The 15575-nt window shown below is 67.6% G+C and carries 18 protein-coding genes; 8 read left to right on the top strand and 10 right to left on the bottom strand.

Annotated features, from left to right (window positions below):
* Positions 1–23 precede the first annotated feature (23 nt).
* Positions 24–1181, top strand: a complete 1158-nt coding sequence (locus ACZ5PP_RS12415) for a M20 aminoacylase family protein (protein WP_040829166.1) — start codon at positions 24–26, stop codon at positions 1179–1181.
* 275 nt (positions 1182–1456) lie between these two features.
* On the opposite strand, the gene ACZ5PP_RS12410 is transcribed toward ACZ5PP_RS12415, so the two are convergent.
* The 7 genes from ACZ5PP_RS12410 to ACZ5PP_RS12380 form a co-directional block, all read right to left on the bottom strand.
* Positions 1457–1657 (bottom strand): hypothetical protein, encoded by a 201-nt coding sequence (locus ACZ5PP_RS12410; RefSeq protein WP_004311849.1) that lies wholly within the window; start codon positions 1655–1657, stop codon positions 1457–1459.
* Between the two features lie 3 nt (positions 1658–1660).
* Positions 1661–2182 carry a menaquinone-dependent protoporphyrinogen IX dehydrogenase gene (gene hemG, locus ACZ5PP_RS12405; protein ID WP_004311851.1) on the bottom strand — a complete coding sequence of 174 codons (522 nt, stop codon included), beginning with the start codon at positions 2180–2182 and terminating at the stop codon, positions 1661–1663.
* A 20-nt stretch (positions 2183–2202) separates the two neighbouring features.
* On the bottom strand, positions 2203–2583 hold the full coding sequence (locus tag ACZ5PP_RS12400) for a hypothetical protein (protein ID WP_004311852.1): 381 nt from the start codon (positions 2581–2583) through the stop codon (positions 2203–2205).
* Positions 2584–2650: 67 nt separating this feature from the next.
* Positions 2651–3520: an SPFH domain-containing protein gene (locus ACZ5PP_RS12395; protein ID WP_004311854.1), complete on the bottom strand. Its 870-nt coding sequence runs from the start codon at positions 3518–3520 to the stop codon at positions 2651–2653.
* A 20-nt stretch (positions 3521–3540) separates the two neighbouring features.
* Complete coding sequence (locus tag ACZ5PP_RS12390) at positions 3541–3996, bottom strand: NfeD family protein (protein WP_004311856.1); 456 nt, start codon at positions 3994–3996, stop codon at positions 3541–3543.
* Positions 3997–4488: 492 nt separating this feature from the next.
* Positions 4489–5499: a recombination-associated protein RdgC gene (locus ACZ5PP_RS12385; protein WP_004311857.1), complete on the bottom strand. Its 1011-nt coding sequence runs from the start codon at positions 5497–5499 to the stop codon at positions 4489–4491.
* 192 nt (positions 5500–5691) lie between these two features.
* Positions 5692–6159, bottom strand: coding sequence for an SRPBCC family protein (locus ACZ5PP_RS12380; protein WP_004311859.1), 468 nt, complete (start codon positions 6157–6159; stop codon positions 5692–5694).
* A gap of 127 nt (positions 6160–6286) precedes the next feature.
* Here ACZ5PP_RS12380 and ACZ5PP_RS12375 point away from each other — a divergent pair, with 127 nt between their 5' ends.
* Positions 6287–7033, top strand: coding sequence for a 16S rRNA pseudouridine(516) synthase (locus tag ACZ5PP_RS12375; RefSeq protein WP_004311861.1), 747 nt, complete (start codon positions 6287–6289; stop codon positions 7031–7033).
* 263 nt (positions 7034–7296) lie between these two features.
* Here ACZ5PP_RS12375 and ACZ5PP_RS12370 read toward each other — a convergent pair whose 3' ends face one another.
* A complete protein-coding gene (locus ACZ5PP_RS12370) occupies positions 7297–8259 on the bottom strand; it encodes a hypothetical protein (protein WP_004311863.1) in 963 nt (320 codons plus the stop codon).
* A gap of 367 nt (positions 8260–8626) precedes the next feature.
* Here ACZ5PP_RS12370 and earP point away from each other — a divergent pair, with 367 nt between their 5' ends.
* Positions 8627–9814, top strand: a complete 1188-nt coding sequence (earP, locus tag ACZ5PP_RS12365) for an elongation factor P maturation arginine rhamnosyltransferase EarP (RefSeq protein ID WP_040829169.1) — start codon at positions 8627–8629, stop codon at positions 9812–9814.
* A 65-nt stretch (positions 9815–9879) separates the two neighbouring features.
* Entirely contained in the window at positions 9880–10437 is a 558-nt protein-coding gene (efp, locus tag ACZ5PP_RS12360; RefSeq protein ID WP_004311867.1) for an elongation factor P, read from the top strand.
* Here the strand turns inward: efp and ACZ5PP_RS12355 are convergent.
* Complete coding sequence (locus ACZ5PP_RS12355) at positions 10430–10582, bottom strand: hypothetical protein (RefSeq protein ID WP_156147754.1); 153 nt, start codon at positions 10580–10582, stop codon at positions 10430–10432. The two genes, efp and ACZ5PP_RS12355, sit on opposite strands and share 8 nt — an antisense overlap.
* Between ACZ5PP_RS12355 and ACZ5PP_RS12350 the strand changes: the two genes are divergently transcribed.
* Positions 10581–11153 (top strand): hypothetical protein, encoded by a 573-nt coding sequence (locus tag ACZ5PP_RS12350; RefSeq protein ID WP_012584261.1) that lies wholly within the window; start codon positions 10581–10583, stop codon positions 11151–11153. The genes ACZ5PP_RS12355 and ACZ5PP_RS12350 overlap by 2 nt on opposite strands.
* Positions 11154–11182: 29 nt before the next feature.
* Positions 11183–12331, top strand: coding sequence for a glutaredoxin family protein (locus ACZ5PP_RS12345; protein ID WP_004304704.1), 1149 nt, complete (start codon positions 11183–11185; stop codon positions 12329–12331).
* A 9-nt stretch (positions 12332–12340) separates the two neighbouring features.
* On the opposite strand, the gene ACZ5PP_RS12340 is transcribed toward ACZ5PP_RS12345, so the two are convergent.
* On the bottom strand, positions 12341–14017 hold the full coding sequence (locus ACZ5PP_RS12340) for a hypothetical protein (protein WP_004304702.1): 1677 nt from the start codon (positions 14015–14017) through the stop codon (positions 12341–12343).
* 390 nt (positions 14018–14407) lie between these two features.
* On the opposite strand from ACZ5PP_RS12340, the gene ACZ5PP_RS12335 reads away from it, so the two are divergent.
* The gene (locus ACZ5PP_RS12335) at positions 14408–14779 is read left to right on the top strand and encodes an Rrf2 family transcriptional regulator (protein WP_464826099.1); all 372 of its coding nucleotides are present in this window, start codon (positions 14408–14410) and stop codon (positions 14777–14779) included.
* Positions 14780–14961: 182 nt separating this feature from the next.
* Positions 14962–15537, top strand: coding sequence for a DUF1282 family protein (locus tag ACZ5PP_RS12330; RefSeq protein WP_004304698.1), 576 nt, complete (start codon positions 14962–14964; stop codon positions 15535–15537).
* Positions 15538–15575: the final 38 nt, after the last annotated feature.

Here is a 15575-nt window from a genome sequence, read left to right as displayed (position 1 = left end):
TCAGATTTCGATCGGGAGTCATCATGAGCACGCTTTTGCAAGAGTTGTCGGCGAATCAGGAAGCGATGAAGACCTGGCGTCACCACATGCACCGCCACCCCGAGGTCGCGTTCGACGAGCACAAGACGGCCAGCTACATCGCCGGCCTGCTGCGGGAGTGGGGATACGAGGTCACCGAAGGCGTCGGCAAGACGGGCGTGGTGGCCAGGATGCGCTGCGGCGACAGCAAGAAGTCGATCGGCCTGCGTGCCGATACCGACGCCCTCGCCGTGCAGGAAGCGAATGACAGCGACCACAAGAGCACCATCGAAGGCAAGTCGCATACATGCGGTCATGACGGTCATAGCGCCATGCTGCTGGGGGCTGCGCAGCACCTGGCGCGCACTCGTGCGTTCAACGGCACGGTCAACCTGATCTTCCAGCCCGCCGAAGAAATCATGGGCGGCGCGGTCGCCATGATCCAGGACGGTCTGTTCGAGCGCTTCCCGATGGATGCGGTCTTCGGCATGCACAACATGCCCGCGCTGGAGCAGGGCAAGATGTACTTCACCTCCGGCCCGCTGTTCGCCGCGGTGGACAACTGGGAAATCGTGCTGACCGGTGTCGGCAGCCACGGCTCGATGCCCGAGAAAAGCATCGACCCGGTGGTGGCGGGAGCTTCCCTGGTCATGGCGCTGCAGACCATCGTCTCGCGCAACGTCGCGGCCAAGGATTCAGCCGTGGTGAGCGTCGGCGCCTTCCTGGCGGGCGATGCCGGCAACGTCATTCCGCAGACCGCGACCCTGCGCCTGAGCACCCGCACCAGCAAGCCGGAAACGCGTCAGCTGGTGCTCGCCAAGATCAAGTCCATCACCGCGGCACAGGCCGAGGCCTTCGGGGTCCGCTACGAAATCCGCGAAGGTTCGCCGGGTGCCGTGCTGGTCAATGATCCCGCGCTGACCGAGGAGTGTGCCGACGTCGCCCGCAAGCTGCTCGGCGAGGATCAGGTGGTGATGCCCGGACCGACCTACATGGGCAGCGAGGATTTCGCCTTTTTCGCCCAGCTCAAGCCGAGCACCTACTGCATCATCGGCAACGGCGACACCGCCATGGTTCACCATCCCAAGTACGACTTCGACGACGACAACCTGCCCGTGGGCGCCGCCTACTGGGTGGCGCTGACCCAGCACCACCTGAAATAAGCGCGGCAACCAGGCGCTGGAAACGTCTGCAGCCTCGACGAGCCGGTCGCCGAGGCCTTGCAGGCTCGTGGCACGCGGAAGTTTCCGCAAATCGCGGCGATTCGTCCGCCGCGGCCTCCGCAAGCAATGGGCTGTCCACCTGGCCGCGGCCGAAGTGCCCCCCGGACCATCCACACCACCGCTCGCCATCGCCGGTCGCGATGGTCTGGATGCGCTGCTGCGAGCATCTCGAGCACACCCTCGCCGCCATCCCGGCGCCGGTGTAGGAAGTCCCGTCAAACGGGTGGGCAACCGCGATCGCCGACCGCCTCCACCCAGTAGGTCTGCTTGTGTCCGTGCGCCTCGAAGGCGTACGCGGCCGCCTCGGCCTCTTCGCGGTGCGCGAACACCGCGACGACGAAGCGGTTGCCGTTGTCGTCGAGCCGCCACAGTGCCCAGCCCGCGATCGGCTCCGCGGCGCGCGCGTTTTCCGTCACCAGTCAGGCGAGAAGCTGGTGCGCGAAGGCCTCGACCTGCGTCCAGTCGGTGAAATCCGTGACCGAGCGCGGGTCGGTGGGGCCGCCGGTGATCCACATGATCAGGCGGATCATGTTGCGGTCGAAGAAGCCGTAGCGCGGGTATTCGATCTTGCCGCCGAAGACCTCCACCTGCTGCGGCTTCCAGCGCAGCTGGCCGAGGAACTTGCGCACGTAGGGGTTGGTGTCGGCCTGGCGCTTGTGCGGCTTGCGGCCGACCGCGTTGACCGAGAAGAAGGCGTTCGGGCGCACCTCGAGCGCCGCCTGGTGGCGGTCGATGAAGGCCTTCACCGCGGGACGATGGTGACCGTAGCGGATGCTGGCGCCGATCACGATGCGGTCGCAGGCCTCGAGCTGTTCAGCGCTGGCCGACTCCACCTCGGCCAGCTCGACCTCGTGACCGGTCGCACGCGCGATCGCGGCGATGCGCTCGCAGATCTCGAGCGTATGGCCGTCGATGGTGGAATAGACGATCAGCAGTCGCATGCCCGCTCCGGTCGCGCAGGTCATTTTCGGGTGACGATGCCCTCGACCACCTTCTTGCCTTCGGAGTAGAGCGCCACCTGGCCTTCCTCGAGCTCGAGGTTCATGCAGCCGGTGTTGCCCTTGAGCTTGCCGTCGAGCCATTCGCGGCAATAGCGCGCCTGGTCGTCCACCCACCAGCGCGCCTTGGCGCCGGTGGTGTCGGTGAGCGTGCCGTCGGTGCCGAACTTGAGCGTGTAGGCCGATTCGGTGCGCAGATACACGCCGATCAAGGTGGCGCCGGTGAGCAGCTTCTCGACCTCGGCCTTGTCCTTCATGAAGTTCTGCGCCAGCGCGCCAGTGGAGACCGTGACCAGTGCGACGGCGGCAATCAGGCTACGGACGGGTTTCGAGTATTTGCGCATCGTTGTCTTCCTTTGTTGCGGGTACGGATCCGGGGAAAGCGATCGGAGACGCCGGGCTGGAGCGGATTCAGCCGCGCGCGCCCAGCCGGCCGACGAGGCCGCGCAAGGTCTCCTGGAGGTCGGCGGGCATCACCACGATCTTGGCGCTGCCGGAGTCGCCCAGCTTCTCGAGCGCGGCGATGTACTTCTCGCCGAGCAGGTACATCATCGGGCCCGCCTGGTCGCCGATTCCGGCGGTGACGCGGCGGATCGACTCGGCCGAGGCCTCGGCGAGCATGACCTGGGCGTTGGCGTCGCGCTTGGCGGATTCGAGCCGCGCCTCGGCCTCGAGGATGGCGGCCTGCTTGGCGCCCTCGGCCTTGGTCACCGCGGCCTTGCGCTCGCGCTCGGCGGCGGCCTGCAGCTCCATCGCCCGCTGCATGGATTCGGAAGGCTTGATGTCCTGGATCTCGACCGACTTCACCGTGAGGCCCCAGTCGACCGCCTCGTCGGCGATGCTCTCGCGCAGGCGCGCCTTGATCTTGTCGCGCGAGGACAGCGCCTCGTCGAGCTCCATCTCGCCGACGATCGAGCGCAGCGTGGTCATGATCAGGTTGCGGATCGCCTCGGAGAAGTCGGTCACGCCATACACCGCCTTGACCGGGTCGGTGACCTTCACGAAGGCGATCGCGTTGGTGAGGATCACCGCATTGTCGCGGGTGATGACCTCCTGCTCCTGCACGTCGAGGATGATGTCCTTGGTCACCAGCTTGTAGGCGACGCGGTCGAGGTAGGGGATGAGGATGTTGAGCCCGGGGCGCAGCGTGGCGTGGTACTTGCCCAGGCGCTCGACCACCCATTCCTCGCCCTGCGCCACCAGACGCACCCCCTTGGCGATCGTGATCACCACGAACACCAGCACCGCGATCGCGATCGCGAGTCCTTCCGACATGATCATTTCCTTGCTTTCCTTGTTGCTCAGGCCTTCGTCACCTTGACGTAGCTGCCCTCCACGCTCACCACCTTCACGCGCTCGCCGGCCGCGATCGCGCTCTCGGCCACACAGGCCCATTCGTCGGCGCCGAGCACCGGGCGCTGGAAGCGCACCTTGCCGCGCTCGAAGGGCGCGACCGCGCTCACCAGCAGGCCCACTTCCCCGATCACCTCGCCGGCGGCGGTGCCGATCAGGGTCCTGACGCGCGCGCGCTTCGCGAAGCTGAACCACAGCACGGTCATCGCCATCGAGGCGATGATCCAGACCGCGATCTGCTGCGACAGCGCCAGGTCCGGCATCGCGAGCAGCACGAATCCGGTGAGCATCGCACCGAGCCCGAACCAGATGATGAAGAAGGAGGGCAGGGCGAGCTCGAGCAGCACCAGCGCGATGCCGGCGATCTCCCAGTGCCACCATTCGAGGAACATCGTGTCGTTCATGGGCAGACTTTAGCGCAGCTCGCCGGGGAACGGGTTCGCGGGTGAGGATCGGTTCCCGTGTGGCGTTTTTCGGGCAGTGGGAAAGCTGTGACCGAAGGGGATCGGAAATTGTGGATAAGTCGTGAAGGCGGCGACGGCGGGTTTTTCATCCACAAACCGTACTCGTTTCCCGCGGCCATCGTGCACCGGGTTTTGCTTGATGCAAGACGCTGATTCAGCCATGAAAAACCGGGTTGTCCACAGAATCGGGCGGTACATGATCTTTATGATCTTTTAAATCTTTAAATTCTGTGTACACCAAGAAGCGGACCCCTGCTTGCGGCTCGAACCCCCCATCGGTGCAGCATTTCCATCTCGACGGCCTGTATCGCGACTTGCGTCGCTCCTAGAGAATCCACCGCTCTTCTGGAGCCGTACCGTGGGAGCGACGCAAGTCGCGATGCAGCAGCCCGGCCCGTGCGCCCGTGCCAATCCGGCCAGGCGCTGCGAGGCTCAGAACGGCGGATCGTCCGCGGCGACGGTCTGCGCGGACACCGGCCGCGCGGCGGCCATTTCCTTCTGCACACGCGGCAGCTCGGCGCTCACGCCGGTTTCCACCGCGGCGCCTGCAAGCTCGCCGCCGAGCGCGGCCACGACCGCCGGCAGCAGGTGGGCGAGCTCGCCGGTCATGAGCGCGAATTCGGCGTTGAACAGCGCCTCGGCGTCGTCCTTGTCGGCTTCGCCCACCTGATCGCGCACGATGTCGAGGAAATCGAGGCGCTTGATCTCTAGCTTCTCGGTCAGCACGAAGCTGATGCGGTCGTCGAAGGTCAGCGCCAGCCGGGTCGGCAGCTTGCCGGCTTCCAGGTGGCCCTTGATGTCGTCGCCTTCGAGCGGGTGACGCGCATAGCGCACCGCGGCCTTGTCCTCGGCCACCGAGCGCAGCTCGCAGTCCTGGTCGATGGTGAAGCCGTCCGGGGCCTCGCCACCGGCCAGCCAGTCGGCCATCGCCGACATCGGCGAGCGCTCGGTGCGCAGCAAGGTCAGCGGGAAGCTGTCGAGGGTGTGGCGCAGCTGCTCGAGCATGTCCTCGGCCTTGCTCTGGCTGGCGGCATCCACCACCAGCCAGCCATTGATCGGGTCGATCCAGGCGAACATGCGGCGGCGGCGGGTGAAGGCGCGCGGCATCAGTTCCTGCGTCACCTGCTCGCGCAGCTCCTTCAACTGCTTGCGACCGAGCTTGTAGCCCTGTTGCTCGGCCAGCTCCTCGGCGCGCTCGTCGGCCTCCTGCTTGACCACCGCGGAGGGCAGCAGGCGGTGCTCGAAGCCGAGGCAGACCAGCCACTGGCCGCCCACGGCGTGCACCAGCACCTCGTTGCCCAGCGGCGACAGCCAGCCGCGACTCTCCATGTCCTGGCTGCCGCAGGGGTGGAAGGGCTTCTTCGCGAGCTGTTCCTCGAGGCGCTCGGCGCTCATGTCCCAGTTGGCGGGAAGGCGATAGACCTGCAGATTCTTGAACCACATGACGAAGGGGTTTCCTGTTGGTGAGAGGGAAGATGAGACGACGCTCGGGAGCGAAAAACGGCTGTGCGAGCCGTCCGGCCCGCACATGCAACGCCACCGCACGGGAAGTTCGCTGGCCAGGCCACTCGCGCACGGCAGCACGCTGCCATGGCAAGCCGGCCGCCGCAGCGCCGTCGGGAGTCCTTGGGGGCCCTACTGTTCGAGCCCGCCGGACGCGGCGATCATGCGGATGATGCGCACGGTGTCGAGGTCGGACTGGTGGTAGGCCGAGCGCACGAATTCCGCGTAGCGCGCGTCCTCGCCCTGGTCGGGCAGCGAGGTGTGGTAGGCGAAACGCAGGAAGAGGGCGCCAGGCTCGGGTTCCTCGATCGTGATCGTGAGGCTGCCGCCGGCATGCTGTGCGTTGGCCTCGGTTTCGAAGCGGATCCAGCGCAAGGTGTCGAAGTTCACCCGGTCGCGGATCACGGCGTGACCGAAGTGCAGATCGCGGACCAGGCTGCCCGCGCCGCGCTCGACGATGCGGCAGGCCTCCAGGCCGGGCAGGAAGGCGCGCGCGTCCTCGGCGCGGCAGAGCAGGCCGAACCACAGCTCTTCGCGGGTGAGCGGGGTCAGCAGCGGGTCGGCGAGATCATTGACCTCGATCAGGTGTTCGAATTTCAAGTGCTTCTCCCGAGCGGCCAGGGCGGCAGTTTACCCGCTCGGCCCGCGCACGGCACGACCTCGGTCGCTCCCCATCCTGCACGGTGAGCCGGGGCGTCCATCTTGCCGCGGCGCTCGCCCTGCTAACATGCGTCCCATGCAACTCGAACGCCTCCTCCACGCCCAGGGCTTCGGCAGCCGCAAGGATTGCCGTGCCCTTATCCGTGCCGGCTACGTCAGCGTCGCCGGCGAAGTCTGCGACGACCCCACCGAGGAGTTCGACCCCGGCAGCCGCGATGGTTCGCCCGGGCTCGAATTCACCGTCGATGATCAACCCTGGCGCTTCCGCGCCCAGGCCTACGTGGTCCTGCACAAGCCTGCAGGCTACGAATGCTCGCAGAAGCCGACCTTCCATCCCTCGGTGTTCACCCTGCTGCCACCGCAGCTGCTCGCCCGCGGCGTGCAGTGCGTGGGCCGGCTCGACCAGGACACGACCGGCCTGCTGCTGCTCTCCGACGACGGCCAGTTCATCCACCAGTGGAGCTCGGGAAAGAAGCGTACGCCCAAGGTCTATGAGGTGACGCTCAAGCATGCGGTGGAACAGGACTTCGCCGACCGGCTGGTCGCCGGCGTCGAACTGAACGACGAGCCCGTTCCGATCGCGGCTGCGGCGTGCGAGCTGCTCAGTCCGACCACGCTGCGGCTGACGATCTGCGAGGGCAAGTATCATCAGGTCAAGCGCATGGTCGGCGCCGCCGGCAACCGTGTCGAGGTGCTGCACCGCAGCCGCGTGGGCGGGCTCGACCTGCCGGCCGGGCTGGCGCCCGGGCAGTGGCGCTGGCTCGAGGCCGAGGACCTGGCCCGCCTGGCCGACTACGCCGACGCGACTTCCTGAGCCTGCCTGCCATCGCGCTCCGCCGCATGCGCCGGCCTCCGCACCGGTTTCCGTAGGAGCGACGCAAGTCGCGATTGGACGCTCGCCCTCGAGCGGACGGTGCTATCGAGGCCCGATCGCGACTTGCGTCGCTCCTACGGCGCCGATACGCCGCGCTGTCTCCCGTGGGAGCGACGCAAGTCGCGATTGCGGTGGCGAGACGAGTGCCGCACGAACCGGCGCGCCGATCGCGACTTGCGTCGCTCCTACGAGGCCTCGGAAGCTCAGAAGCGCATCTCGAGGTTCACCCCGACCCCCCAGGCGCGCTCGCGCTCGCGGTCCTCGCGCTGCGGCCAGTAGTGGCCGACGATGAACTCGCCGATCAACCAGTCGCGATAGACCGGCTGGGTCCATTTCATCCGCACGCCGTATTCATCCACGTTTTCTTCGGCACCGGTTTCTCCGGTCACCAGCATCTCGCCCGACAGGATCCGATCGTCACCGAAGCGCTTGAACAGCCCCAGGCTGCTACCCCAGGCGAAATCGTCGGTCTTTTCCGAAATCGTCGTCGCATTCTGCCAATTCAGCGAGAGCGAGGGCGTGAAGGCGTGCTCGTAGTCCAGCGCGGTGGTCGAGCCGAACTTGTCCTTGTTGTTCCAGAACACCGTTTCGCGGAATTCGATCCGGTCCAGTTCGGTCAGCGCCCACTGCTTGCGATAACGCGCTTGCGTGTAGAACTTCATTCCGCCGCGCACACCGACACGGAAATCGAGGTTCTTGCGCAAGGCCACCCCCACGCCGGCAAAACCGGTCTGGTCTTCCTTGCGGCGTTCTTCGAGCAGGAGCTGTTCGCGCGTAAAGGCTTCGGATTGGTCGGTCACGAGTTCGCGCTCGTTCTGCCGGCCGATGAAAACGTAGGCCTTGTCGCGCAGGTTGGGGAGATCGAAACGCGCACGGAAACGCACGTTGGTATTCCAGCCTTCGTCCTGACGCCACAGGTTGCGTAGCCCCAGACGCCCATTGGTCACCTTGCCGCCCTCCTCGAAGGGACGATCGCCGAACCAGTCATTCACCGTTTCCCCCAGCCATACCGAGAAACCGCGCACCTGCGTGCGGCTCTGCTCCAGCAGAGCTTGTTCCTGCGCCGCCTCGGGGGAGGGAAGTCCTTGCTGTTGCGCCGATTGGGCGATTGCGAGCGCGGGAAAGGCGAGGATCAGGGCGAGCGGAAGAAGTTTGCGGCCATGCATGGGGAAAGATCCTGATTCATGGGCCTGGCGGCCTCTCGGGTGGTTCGTGGTCGGGGAAGCGACCACCCATGGCCGGCATCATGCCGGCACTCTCGTGCGCTGGGCAAGCTTGGTGGCCCGGCCGTGGCGGCTGCGGGTTTGTTCTTCTGTTTTTCTATTGATTTAAATAACAAAGAAGTTAACAGTGGCGCGTTTCTTGTGGATAAGTACCCGGAGACCTTGCCGGCAAAGCGTTCGTGTTCTTCAAAAGGCGGTTGAGAAGCCCCTTGGTCGGCTGTGCGCGTTTTGTTGAGCCTTTTCCGGCCGATCGCGTGAAGTCGGCTTGTTCACAAGCTGTCCCCATTGTTTATCCAGGATTGTCCCCACCATGCATCGATTCCGGTCGCCCGCCCGTCCCCGCTGGGAGATCTTCTGTCAGGTTGTGGATAATTTTGGGGATATCGGCGTGTGCTGGCGGCTGGCGACCGATCTGGCACGCCGTGGAGGTGGAGCGGTGCGGCTCTGGGTGGATGAATGGGAGGCCTTGCGGCGCATCTGTCCGGCCGCCGCCGCGGTGGATGAGCGGGCGGGCGGAAGCGTGCAAGGGGTGGAGTTGCGGCGCTGGACGAGGGCGTTCGTTCCGCTCGTGCCGGGCGAGATCGTCGTCGAGGCCTTCGCCTGCGAGCTGCCGACCGCCCAGCTCGAGGCCATGGCGGCGCTGCGGCAGGCGCCGTTGTGGATCAACCTCGAGTACCTGTCGGCCGAGGCCTGGGTGGCGGGCTGTCACGGCATGGCCTCGCCGCATCCGCGCCTGCCGCTGGTGAAGCATTTCTTTTTTCCGGGCTTCGATGCGGGCACTGGCGGATTGCCGCGCGAGGCCGACCTGCTCGCGCGCCGCGACGCCTGGCGAGCCCGTCCCGAGGGACGCGCCGCCTGGCTGGCCGCGCGCGGCATCGCGAGCGGCCCGGATGCGCTGCGGGTGTCGCTGTTCGCCTACGAGCAGCCGGAGCTCCCCGCCCTGTTCGACGCCTGGGCCGGCAGCGGTCGCGAGATGCTGGTGCTGGTGCCCGAGTCGCGCGTGCTCGGCGACGTGCAACGTGCGCTCGGTCGCGAGCGCCTGCAGGCGGGCGATCGGGTGGTGCACGGCGCGCTCACCGCCTGCGTGCTGCCCTTCACCGACCAGGCGGGCTACGACGAGCTGCTGTGGGCCTGCGAGCTGAATTTCGTGCGCGGCGAGGACTCCTTCGTGCGCGCGCAATGGGCGGCGCGACCCTTCGTGTGGCAGATCTATCCGCAGGCGGATGCCGCCCATCACGACAAGCTCGAGGCTTTCCTGGCGCGCTACCTGCAGGGGCTGCCGGCGGCCGAGGCGGATGCGCTCGCCCGCTTCTGGCGCGCCTGGAACGGCTGCGCGCCGGATCGTGCGACGCCGGCCGAGGCCTGGCCGGCCCTCGCCGCGGCGCTGCCCGGGCTCGATGTCCATGCTCGCCGCTGGTGCGATGTGCAGGCGGAGCTGCCCGATCTCGCGACCGCACTCGATACATTCTGTTCCCACATCGCGCACGCCGCGCGGTAGAATCGCGCGCTAATTTTTTCAAGGACATGCGACCACGAGTCGCGTCGAACCATTCAGGAAACAGCATGAAAACCGCTCAGGAACTCCGCTCGGGCAACGTCATCATGGTCGGCAGCGACCCGTTGGTGGTGCAGAAGGCCGAATACAACAAGTCCGGCCGCAACTCCGCGGTCGTGAAGATGAAGTTCAAGAACCTGCTCACCGGTGCGCCGTCGGAGTCGGTCTACAAGGCCGACGACAAGTTCGAGGTCGTCGTCCTCGACCACAAGGAAGTCACCTACTCCTACTTCGCGGACCCGATGTACGTGTTCATGGATGCCGACTACGAGCAGTACGAAGTCGAAGCGGACAACATGACCGACGCGCTCAAGTACCTCGAGGACGGCCTGCAGTGCGAGGTGGTGTTCTACAACGGCAAGGCGATCTCGGTCGAGTTGCCCAACAGCGTGGTGCGCGAGGTCGTCTACACCGAGCCCGCCGTCAAGGGCGACACCTCGGGCAAGGTCATGAAGCCGGCCAAGATCAGCACCGGCTTCGAGCTGCCCGTGCCGGCCTTCGTCGAGATCGGCGACAAGATCGAGATCGACACCCGCACCGACGAGTACAAGAACCGCGTCAAGTAAGCGGTTCCGGTGTGACGGATACGATGGGGCCCATGTGGGCCCCATCGTTTTTCCGCTTGTTGCGGCGTGCATCTTGCAGTTCTTCTTCGCGACGGGATTGCGTACCCTGCAGGCTGTCGCCGTCGAATCCGCTCTCGTCCTTCATGAACGCGTCCCGCCTGCTCCTCGCCCTCGCCGCCTCCGTGCTCGTCGTCGCCTGCGCACCCGAGCCCGCGCCGGCGCCCAAGGTCGAACAAGCCGCTCCGGCGCCCGAGGCGCCGCGCGGCGAGGCTGCCGAGGCCCGGCGCGAAGCCGCCGAGGCGGCACGCGAGGCGATGCAGAAGGCCGGCGAGGCCGCGCGCAAGATCGGCGAGGCGGGCAGCGCCGCGGTGGAAGCGGCGGTGCGCACGGCGGCGGAGAAGGCCGCGAGCGAATTCGCCAAGGACGCTTCGCGCGCATCATCCGACGCGGGAGCGCTGAATCAGGCGCCCGACGAAGACCGTGGCGGTGATGGCCGCTCGCCCGAGACCGCGCGCGACGCCAAGGAAGCCGCCGAGCAGGCGGCGCACCGCATCGCCGAGGCCACCCGCGACGTCGCGGAGCGCCTGCGCGAGGTCGGCAAGGGGGCGCTCGAGAGCATGCGCGCACGCACCGAGCCGACGACGCAGGAGGCCGCGCCGGTCGAGGAGCGCGCCGCCGTTCCGCCCGGAGGCGGCAAGGAGCCCGCCGGCCGCTGAGCGGCACGGCGCCGGCGAGGGGCGCATCCATGGCGATCGCGGCGGTTCTTCGTACCCTGTTGCTGCTGGCATGCCTGCTGTTCGCCCATGCGAGCCCGGGCGCCGATGCCGGCACCGCCGCGCCGGCGCTCGATCTCCCCGCGCCGGGCCAGCTCCACGTCTATGTGCGCGAAGGCTGCCCGCATTGCGCGGAGGCCAAGCGCTTTCTCGCCGGTCTCGCCGACGCCCGCCCCGGGCTGCAGGTCGTGCTGCGCGAGGTCGATCGCGACCCCGCCGCGCGCGACGCCCTGGTGGCGATCAGCGAGGCAGTCGGGGCGTGGCCGCCGGGCGTGCCCACTTTCGTCTATGGCGGCCGGGTGCTGGTCGGCTTCGACGACGCCGAGCACGTCGGCGCCGAGCTGCTGCGCCTGCTCGACGAGGCCCCGCCGCCGCCGCGCGACCGGGTGGAGTCGGGCCTGTTCGGCACCCTGAGCGCGAGCGAGCTCGGCCTGCCGATGTTCACCCTGGCGCTCGGCCTGCTCGACGGCTTCAACCCCTGCGCGATGTGGGTGCTGCTATTCCTGCTGTCGCTGCTGGTGAGGCTGCAGGACCGCCGTCGCATGGCGATGGTCGCCGGCACCTTCGTGCTCGCCAGCGGCGCGGTGTACTACGCCTTCATGGCGGCCTGGCTCAACGTCTTCCTGCTCGTCGGCATGACGGCCGCGCTGCGCGTCGGCCTCGCCGTGCTGGCCATGCTCATCGGCCTGATCAACGTAAAGGACTTCTTCGCCTTCCGCCGCGGCGTCTCGCTGTCCATCCCGGAGTCCGCCAAGCCGGGCATCTATGCGCGTGCCCGCGCCATCCTGAAGGCCGAATCCCTGCCCGCCTCGCTCGCCGCGGTCGCGGTGCTGGCGGTGGTGGTGAACTTCGTCGAGCTGCTATGCACCGCCGGCCTGCCGGCGATCTACACCGCGGTGCTCACCAGCCAGGACCTCTCGCCGCTCGCCCACTACGGCTACCTCGGCCTCTACATCCTCGCCTACATCGCCGACGACGCGCTGATGGTCGGCACCGCGGTGCTCGCCCTCGGCAGCGGCAAGCTCGGCGAGCGCGGCGGCCGCATGCTCAAGCTGCTTGCGGGCGTGGTGATGCTGGCGCTCGGTGCGGTGATGCTGCTGCGGCCGGAGTGGCTGATGTAGCGGGGCCGCTCAGTCCGCGCCGCGACGCCACACGGCGGCGAGCGCGCGGAGCTTGTTCCAGGTCGACAGGCGCTCGTCCGACACCGCGTCGAGGAAGTCCGACAGGCGCTTGGACTTGACCATCGTGTACAGCGTGAGCGCCGTCGACACGCCGAACACCAGCGCGAAGTAGGCCAGGCGCTCGGCGAGCGGCGATTCCGCTTCGGCGAGCAGGTTCATGCCCAGGAAGCCGGTGGTGATGGTGCCGATGAGGCCGAAGATCGTCACCACGGTCAGGCGCACCACGGTGTTGGCCTGGCGGCGCAGGCTGTCGGCCTCGAGGTAGCCGTTCATGTCCGCGGTGCGCTCCTTGATCTCGGCGTACAGCGCGTCGGTGCCCAGATGCGCGCTGGTCATGCGGAACAGCGCGCGTGTCTGCGCCTGCTCGGCGATGTCGTGGAACCAGTAGCGATGCGTGAAACGCAGGAAGCCCTCGAAGCTGGCGCGGATCGCGCGCTTGAAGCGCCGCACGCTTTCCGGGTCGGTGACGTGCAGGCGCTTGAGCGCCTCGACCAGGCGCTCGGAGAACATCAGCAGCGCCGACTTCTGGAAGTGCGCGATCAGGAACAGCAGGAAGTGCTGGTGGCGGAACTGCGCCAGCACGCCGCGCTCGCGGTCGGTGAAATAGGCCGACTTCGCATCGCCCACCACCACCAGCGCGTGGCCGCTGCACAGGTAGCGGGTCCAGGGCGCCGCGCCGCTCGCGGACCAGAAGCGGTCGTAGCAGTGGCGGCGCTCGAAGTCGTCCAGATGCGGTTCGGCGTAGGGCAGGGCGTTGCCGCCGCCCTCGCGTTCGGCTTGTGCCGTGTGCGGTCCCGCGCCGGTCACCAGGCCGAGGCGGACGAAATCCCTGCGCGTCAGCGCCTGCGGGTCGTCGAGGGCGAGATAGGCCGTCAGCGGCATGCGGTGATACTCGATCTGGCGATAGCGCAGCGTGCCGGGCTGGGCCGAGTAGGCGCTCGCCAGCGGCTGCATCAGCCAGGCCCAGTGCGCGGCGATGCGCGGTGCGCGATGGCGGCTGACGTGGGTCAGGAAGGCCTCGCGCTCGTGCGCGTCGGTGCGCGCCAGCACCGACCCGTCGCGCCCGATCAGCTCGGCGACGGCGAGGCTGTGCAGCGCGCGGCCGTGCTCGTCCCAGCCCGACGGGTAGGCGCGGCCGATGCGATACATCAGCTCCTGCACCGCGGACAAGGGCAGGTCGCCGCCGGCGACCTCGACGTTGAGGATCACCACATCGACGTCGAAGAAGAAATACAGATGCACATGGACGACGTCGAGCGTCACCGGCGCGTCGCCGTCGCGTGCGGCCACGCGCAGTTTCGCGATATCGCGGCGACGGAACACGCGCATCGCCGGCCCCGCGTCCGCCGAGTCGCCGCGCTGCGCACGGCCCTCGCCGTAGAGGAACTGCTGCACGTAGGGCAGGAAGGTCACGAACTCGTTGTAGTGCCGCTCCTGGAAGACGCTGCCTTCGACCTCCAGGTCGTGCTCGACCTCGCGCCACGGCGAGGCCTCGCCCAGGTCGCGCAGCACCTGCCACGGCCGCTGCTGCGGCCCCAGCGCGCCCGTCGCGGTCAGCAGCCGCAGCGGCCACAGCAGGGCGAGGCGGAAATGCTTCACCGTCGGCTCGGCAGCGTGCTCGGCCATGACCTGTCTCCCTTCGCTTCGCGGGTTCTCGTGCGGGCAGTGTAGCGACAGGCGAGGGCAGGCGGGCTGCGAGCGTGCCAGGGGGCGGTGGCGGGCAGCGCCGGATGGGTCTCGACTGGGCACATGCTTACGCAGTCCGTGTATTTGCAGCGGATGCAGGCTTCGGTAAGGACGTGGGCCATGGCCGTTCCTCCTTGAAGAGTCAACCTGTATGAATCTATTGTTGCTAGCATGGAGCCGACAACGACTCCTCTGCACGCCCTGCCGATGAACATCACGCAACACACCGATTACGCGCTCCGGGTACTCATGTAGCTCGGGGCCATCCCCGAGCGGCGCATCACCATCAAGGAGGTCGCCGAGCGTTTCGACATCTCGCGCAGCCACCTCATGAAGATCGTCACCGAACTGGTGGCGAAGGGCTTCGTCGACGGCGCACGCTGCAAGGGAGGGGGTTTGAGGCTCGCGCGTGCAAGCAGCGAGATCGGTCTCGGCAACGTGGTCCGCCAGCTCGAACCGAGCCTCGCGCTCGTCGAGTGCTTCGGAACGCAGTCGCACTGCCTGCTGGATCCGGCGTGCCGGCTCAAGGGCGCGCTGGACGGTGCCCTGCAGGCCTTCCTGGCTGCACTCGACCGCGTTTCGCTTGCCGACCTCGTCGGCAGCGACGCACGGCTGCACGAGGCACTCGGCCTGCAAGCGGCGGCGCGCGCCATCGCGCCGATCACGATCGTGCGCCCGCCCGCCGGCCGGGAGCGGCGATAGTCGGGGCGCGCTGCGCCACCGGATGACGGTCTGCCTGTGCTTCGTGGCCGCGCAAAGCTGCGGGCGGGTTCTCCGCGCGCTGGTCGCAACGTATTCGCTGTCGGGGGGCGGGCCATGCTAGTTTATATCATGTTGTGATATAAATTCCTCGAGCCGCCCAAACACGCCAGCAGAGATCGATCATGTCTTCCCTCCATCTGCCGCCCATGCTGTGGTCCTCGGACGCCGCCTGGACCGAACTCTCCCGCCGTCCGCCCTCGCTGGCCACCCTGGTCTTCGGGGTCGCCCTGCCGGCCGCCATGTTGCCCCCCGCGATGTTGTCCCATGCGACCGATGTCGGATCGGCCCACTATCTGCCCGCCCTCTCCGCTTCCGCCTGGCAGTTCGTGGAGTTCGCGCTGTTCGCCGCGCAGCTCGTCGGCTTCCTGATGATCCGCTGGCTGATCGGCGCCGTCGCGGCGACCCATGGGGTGCGGGCGAGCGCACGCGACGCTTGTCTGCTCGCGACGGTATCCCTGCTCCCGCTCTGGCTATCGTCGTTCGCGCTCCTGCAGGACGGGACGCTCGCCGTCCTGGTACTGCCGGTGCTGGCGATCGGCGCTTCGGTCGCGCTGCTGAAGCGGGGTGTCCGCTGCATGCTCGGGGTTCGTGAAGAGATCGTGGCCCTGGAGATCGGCATCGTCGCGATCCACTGCGGTGTGCTGGCCTGGGCCGCAACGATGGCGGTGTTCCTCGTCCCGGGCCTCCCGGCGCTTTGACGCGGAAAGAACGCGGTCCGGCCCCCGGGGCGAATGGC

The organism is Thauera sp. DNT-1 (genome assembly GCF_055393985.1).
The sequence above is the reverse complement of the archived record's forward strand: the minus strand, read 5'-3'. Positions and strand labels throughout refer to the sequence as shown.

Bases quoted from the DNA above. Each gene is read 5' to 3' on its own strand.
- ACZ5PP_RS12415 (WP_040829166.1), top strand. From the start codon at position 24: ATGAGCACGCTTTTGCAAGAGTTGTCGGCGAATCAGGAAGCGATGAAG.
- hemG (WP_004311851.1), bottom strand. From the start codon at position 2,182: ATGCGACTGCTGATCGTCTATTCCACCATCGACGGCCATACGCTCGAG.
- ACZ5PP_RS12400 (WP_004311852.1), bottom strand. From the start codon at position 2,583: ATGCGCAAATACTCGAAACCCGTCCGTAGCCTGATTGCCGCCGTCGCA.
- ACZ5PP_RS12395 (WP_004311854.1), bottom strand. From the start codon at position 3,520: ATGATCATGTCGGAAGGACTCGCGATCGCGATCGCGGTGCTGGTGTTC.
- ACZ5PP_RS12390 (WP_004311856.1), bottom strand. From the start codon at position 3,996: ATGAACGACACGATGTTCCTCGAATGGTGGCACTGGGAGATCGCCGGC.
- ACZ5PP_RS12385 (WP_004311857.1), bottom strand. From the start codon at position 5,499: ATGTGGTTCAAGAATCTGCAGGTCTATCGCCTTCCCGCCAACTGGGAC.
- ACZ5PP_RS12375 (WP_004311861.1), top strand. From the start codon at position 6,287: ATGCGTCCCATGCAACTCGAACGCCTCCTCCACGCCCAGGGCTTCGGC.
- ACZ5PP_RS12370 (WP_004311863.1), bottom strand. From the start codon at position 8,259: ATGCATGGCCGCAAACTTCTTCCGCTCGCCCTGATCCTCGCCTTTCCC.
- earP (WP_040829169.1), top strand. From the start codon at position 8,627: ATGCATCGATTCCGGTCGCCCGCCCGTCCCCGCTGGGAGATCTTCTGT.
- efp (WP_004311867.1), top strand. From the start codon at position 9,880: ATGAAAACCGCTCAGGAACTCCGCTCGGGCAACGTCATCATGGTCGGC.
- ACZ5PP_RS12350 (WP_012584261.1), top strand. From the start codon at position 10,581: ATGAACGCGTCCCGCCTGCTCCTCGCCCTCGCCGCCTCCGTGCTCGTC.
- ACZ5PP_RS12355 (WP_156147754.1), bottom strand. From the start codon at position 10,582: ATGAAGGACGAGAGCGGATTCGACGGCGACAGCCTGCAGGGTACGCAA.
- ACZ5PP_RS12345 (WP_004304704.1), top strand. From the start codon at position 11,183: ATGGCGATCGCGGCGGTTCTTCGTACCCTGTTGCTGCTGGCATGCCTG.
- ACZ5PP_RS12340 (WP_004304702.1), bottom strand. From the start codon at position 14,017: ATGGCCGAGCACGCTGCCGAGCCGACGGTGAAGCATTTCCGCCTCGCC.
- ACZ5PP_RS12335 (WP_464826099.1), top strand. From the start codon at position 14,408: ATGAAGATCGTCACCGAACTGGTGGCGAAGGGCTTCGTCGACGGCGCA.
- ACZ5PP_RS12330 (WP_004304698.1), top strand. From the start codon at position 14,962: ATGTCTTCCCTCCATCTGCCGCCCATGCTGTGGTCCTCGGACGCCGCC.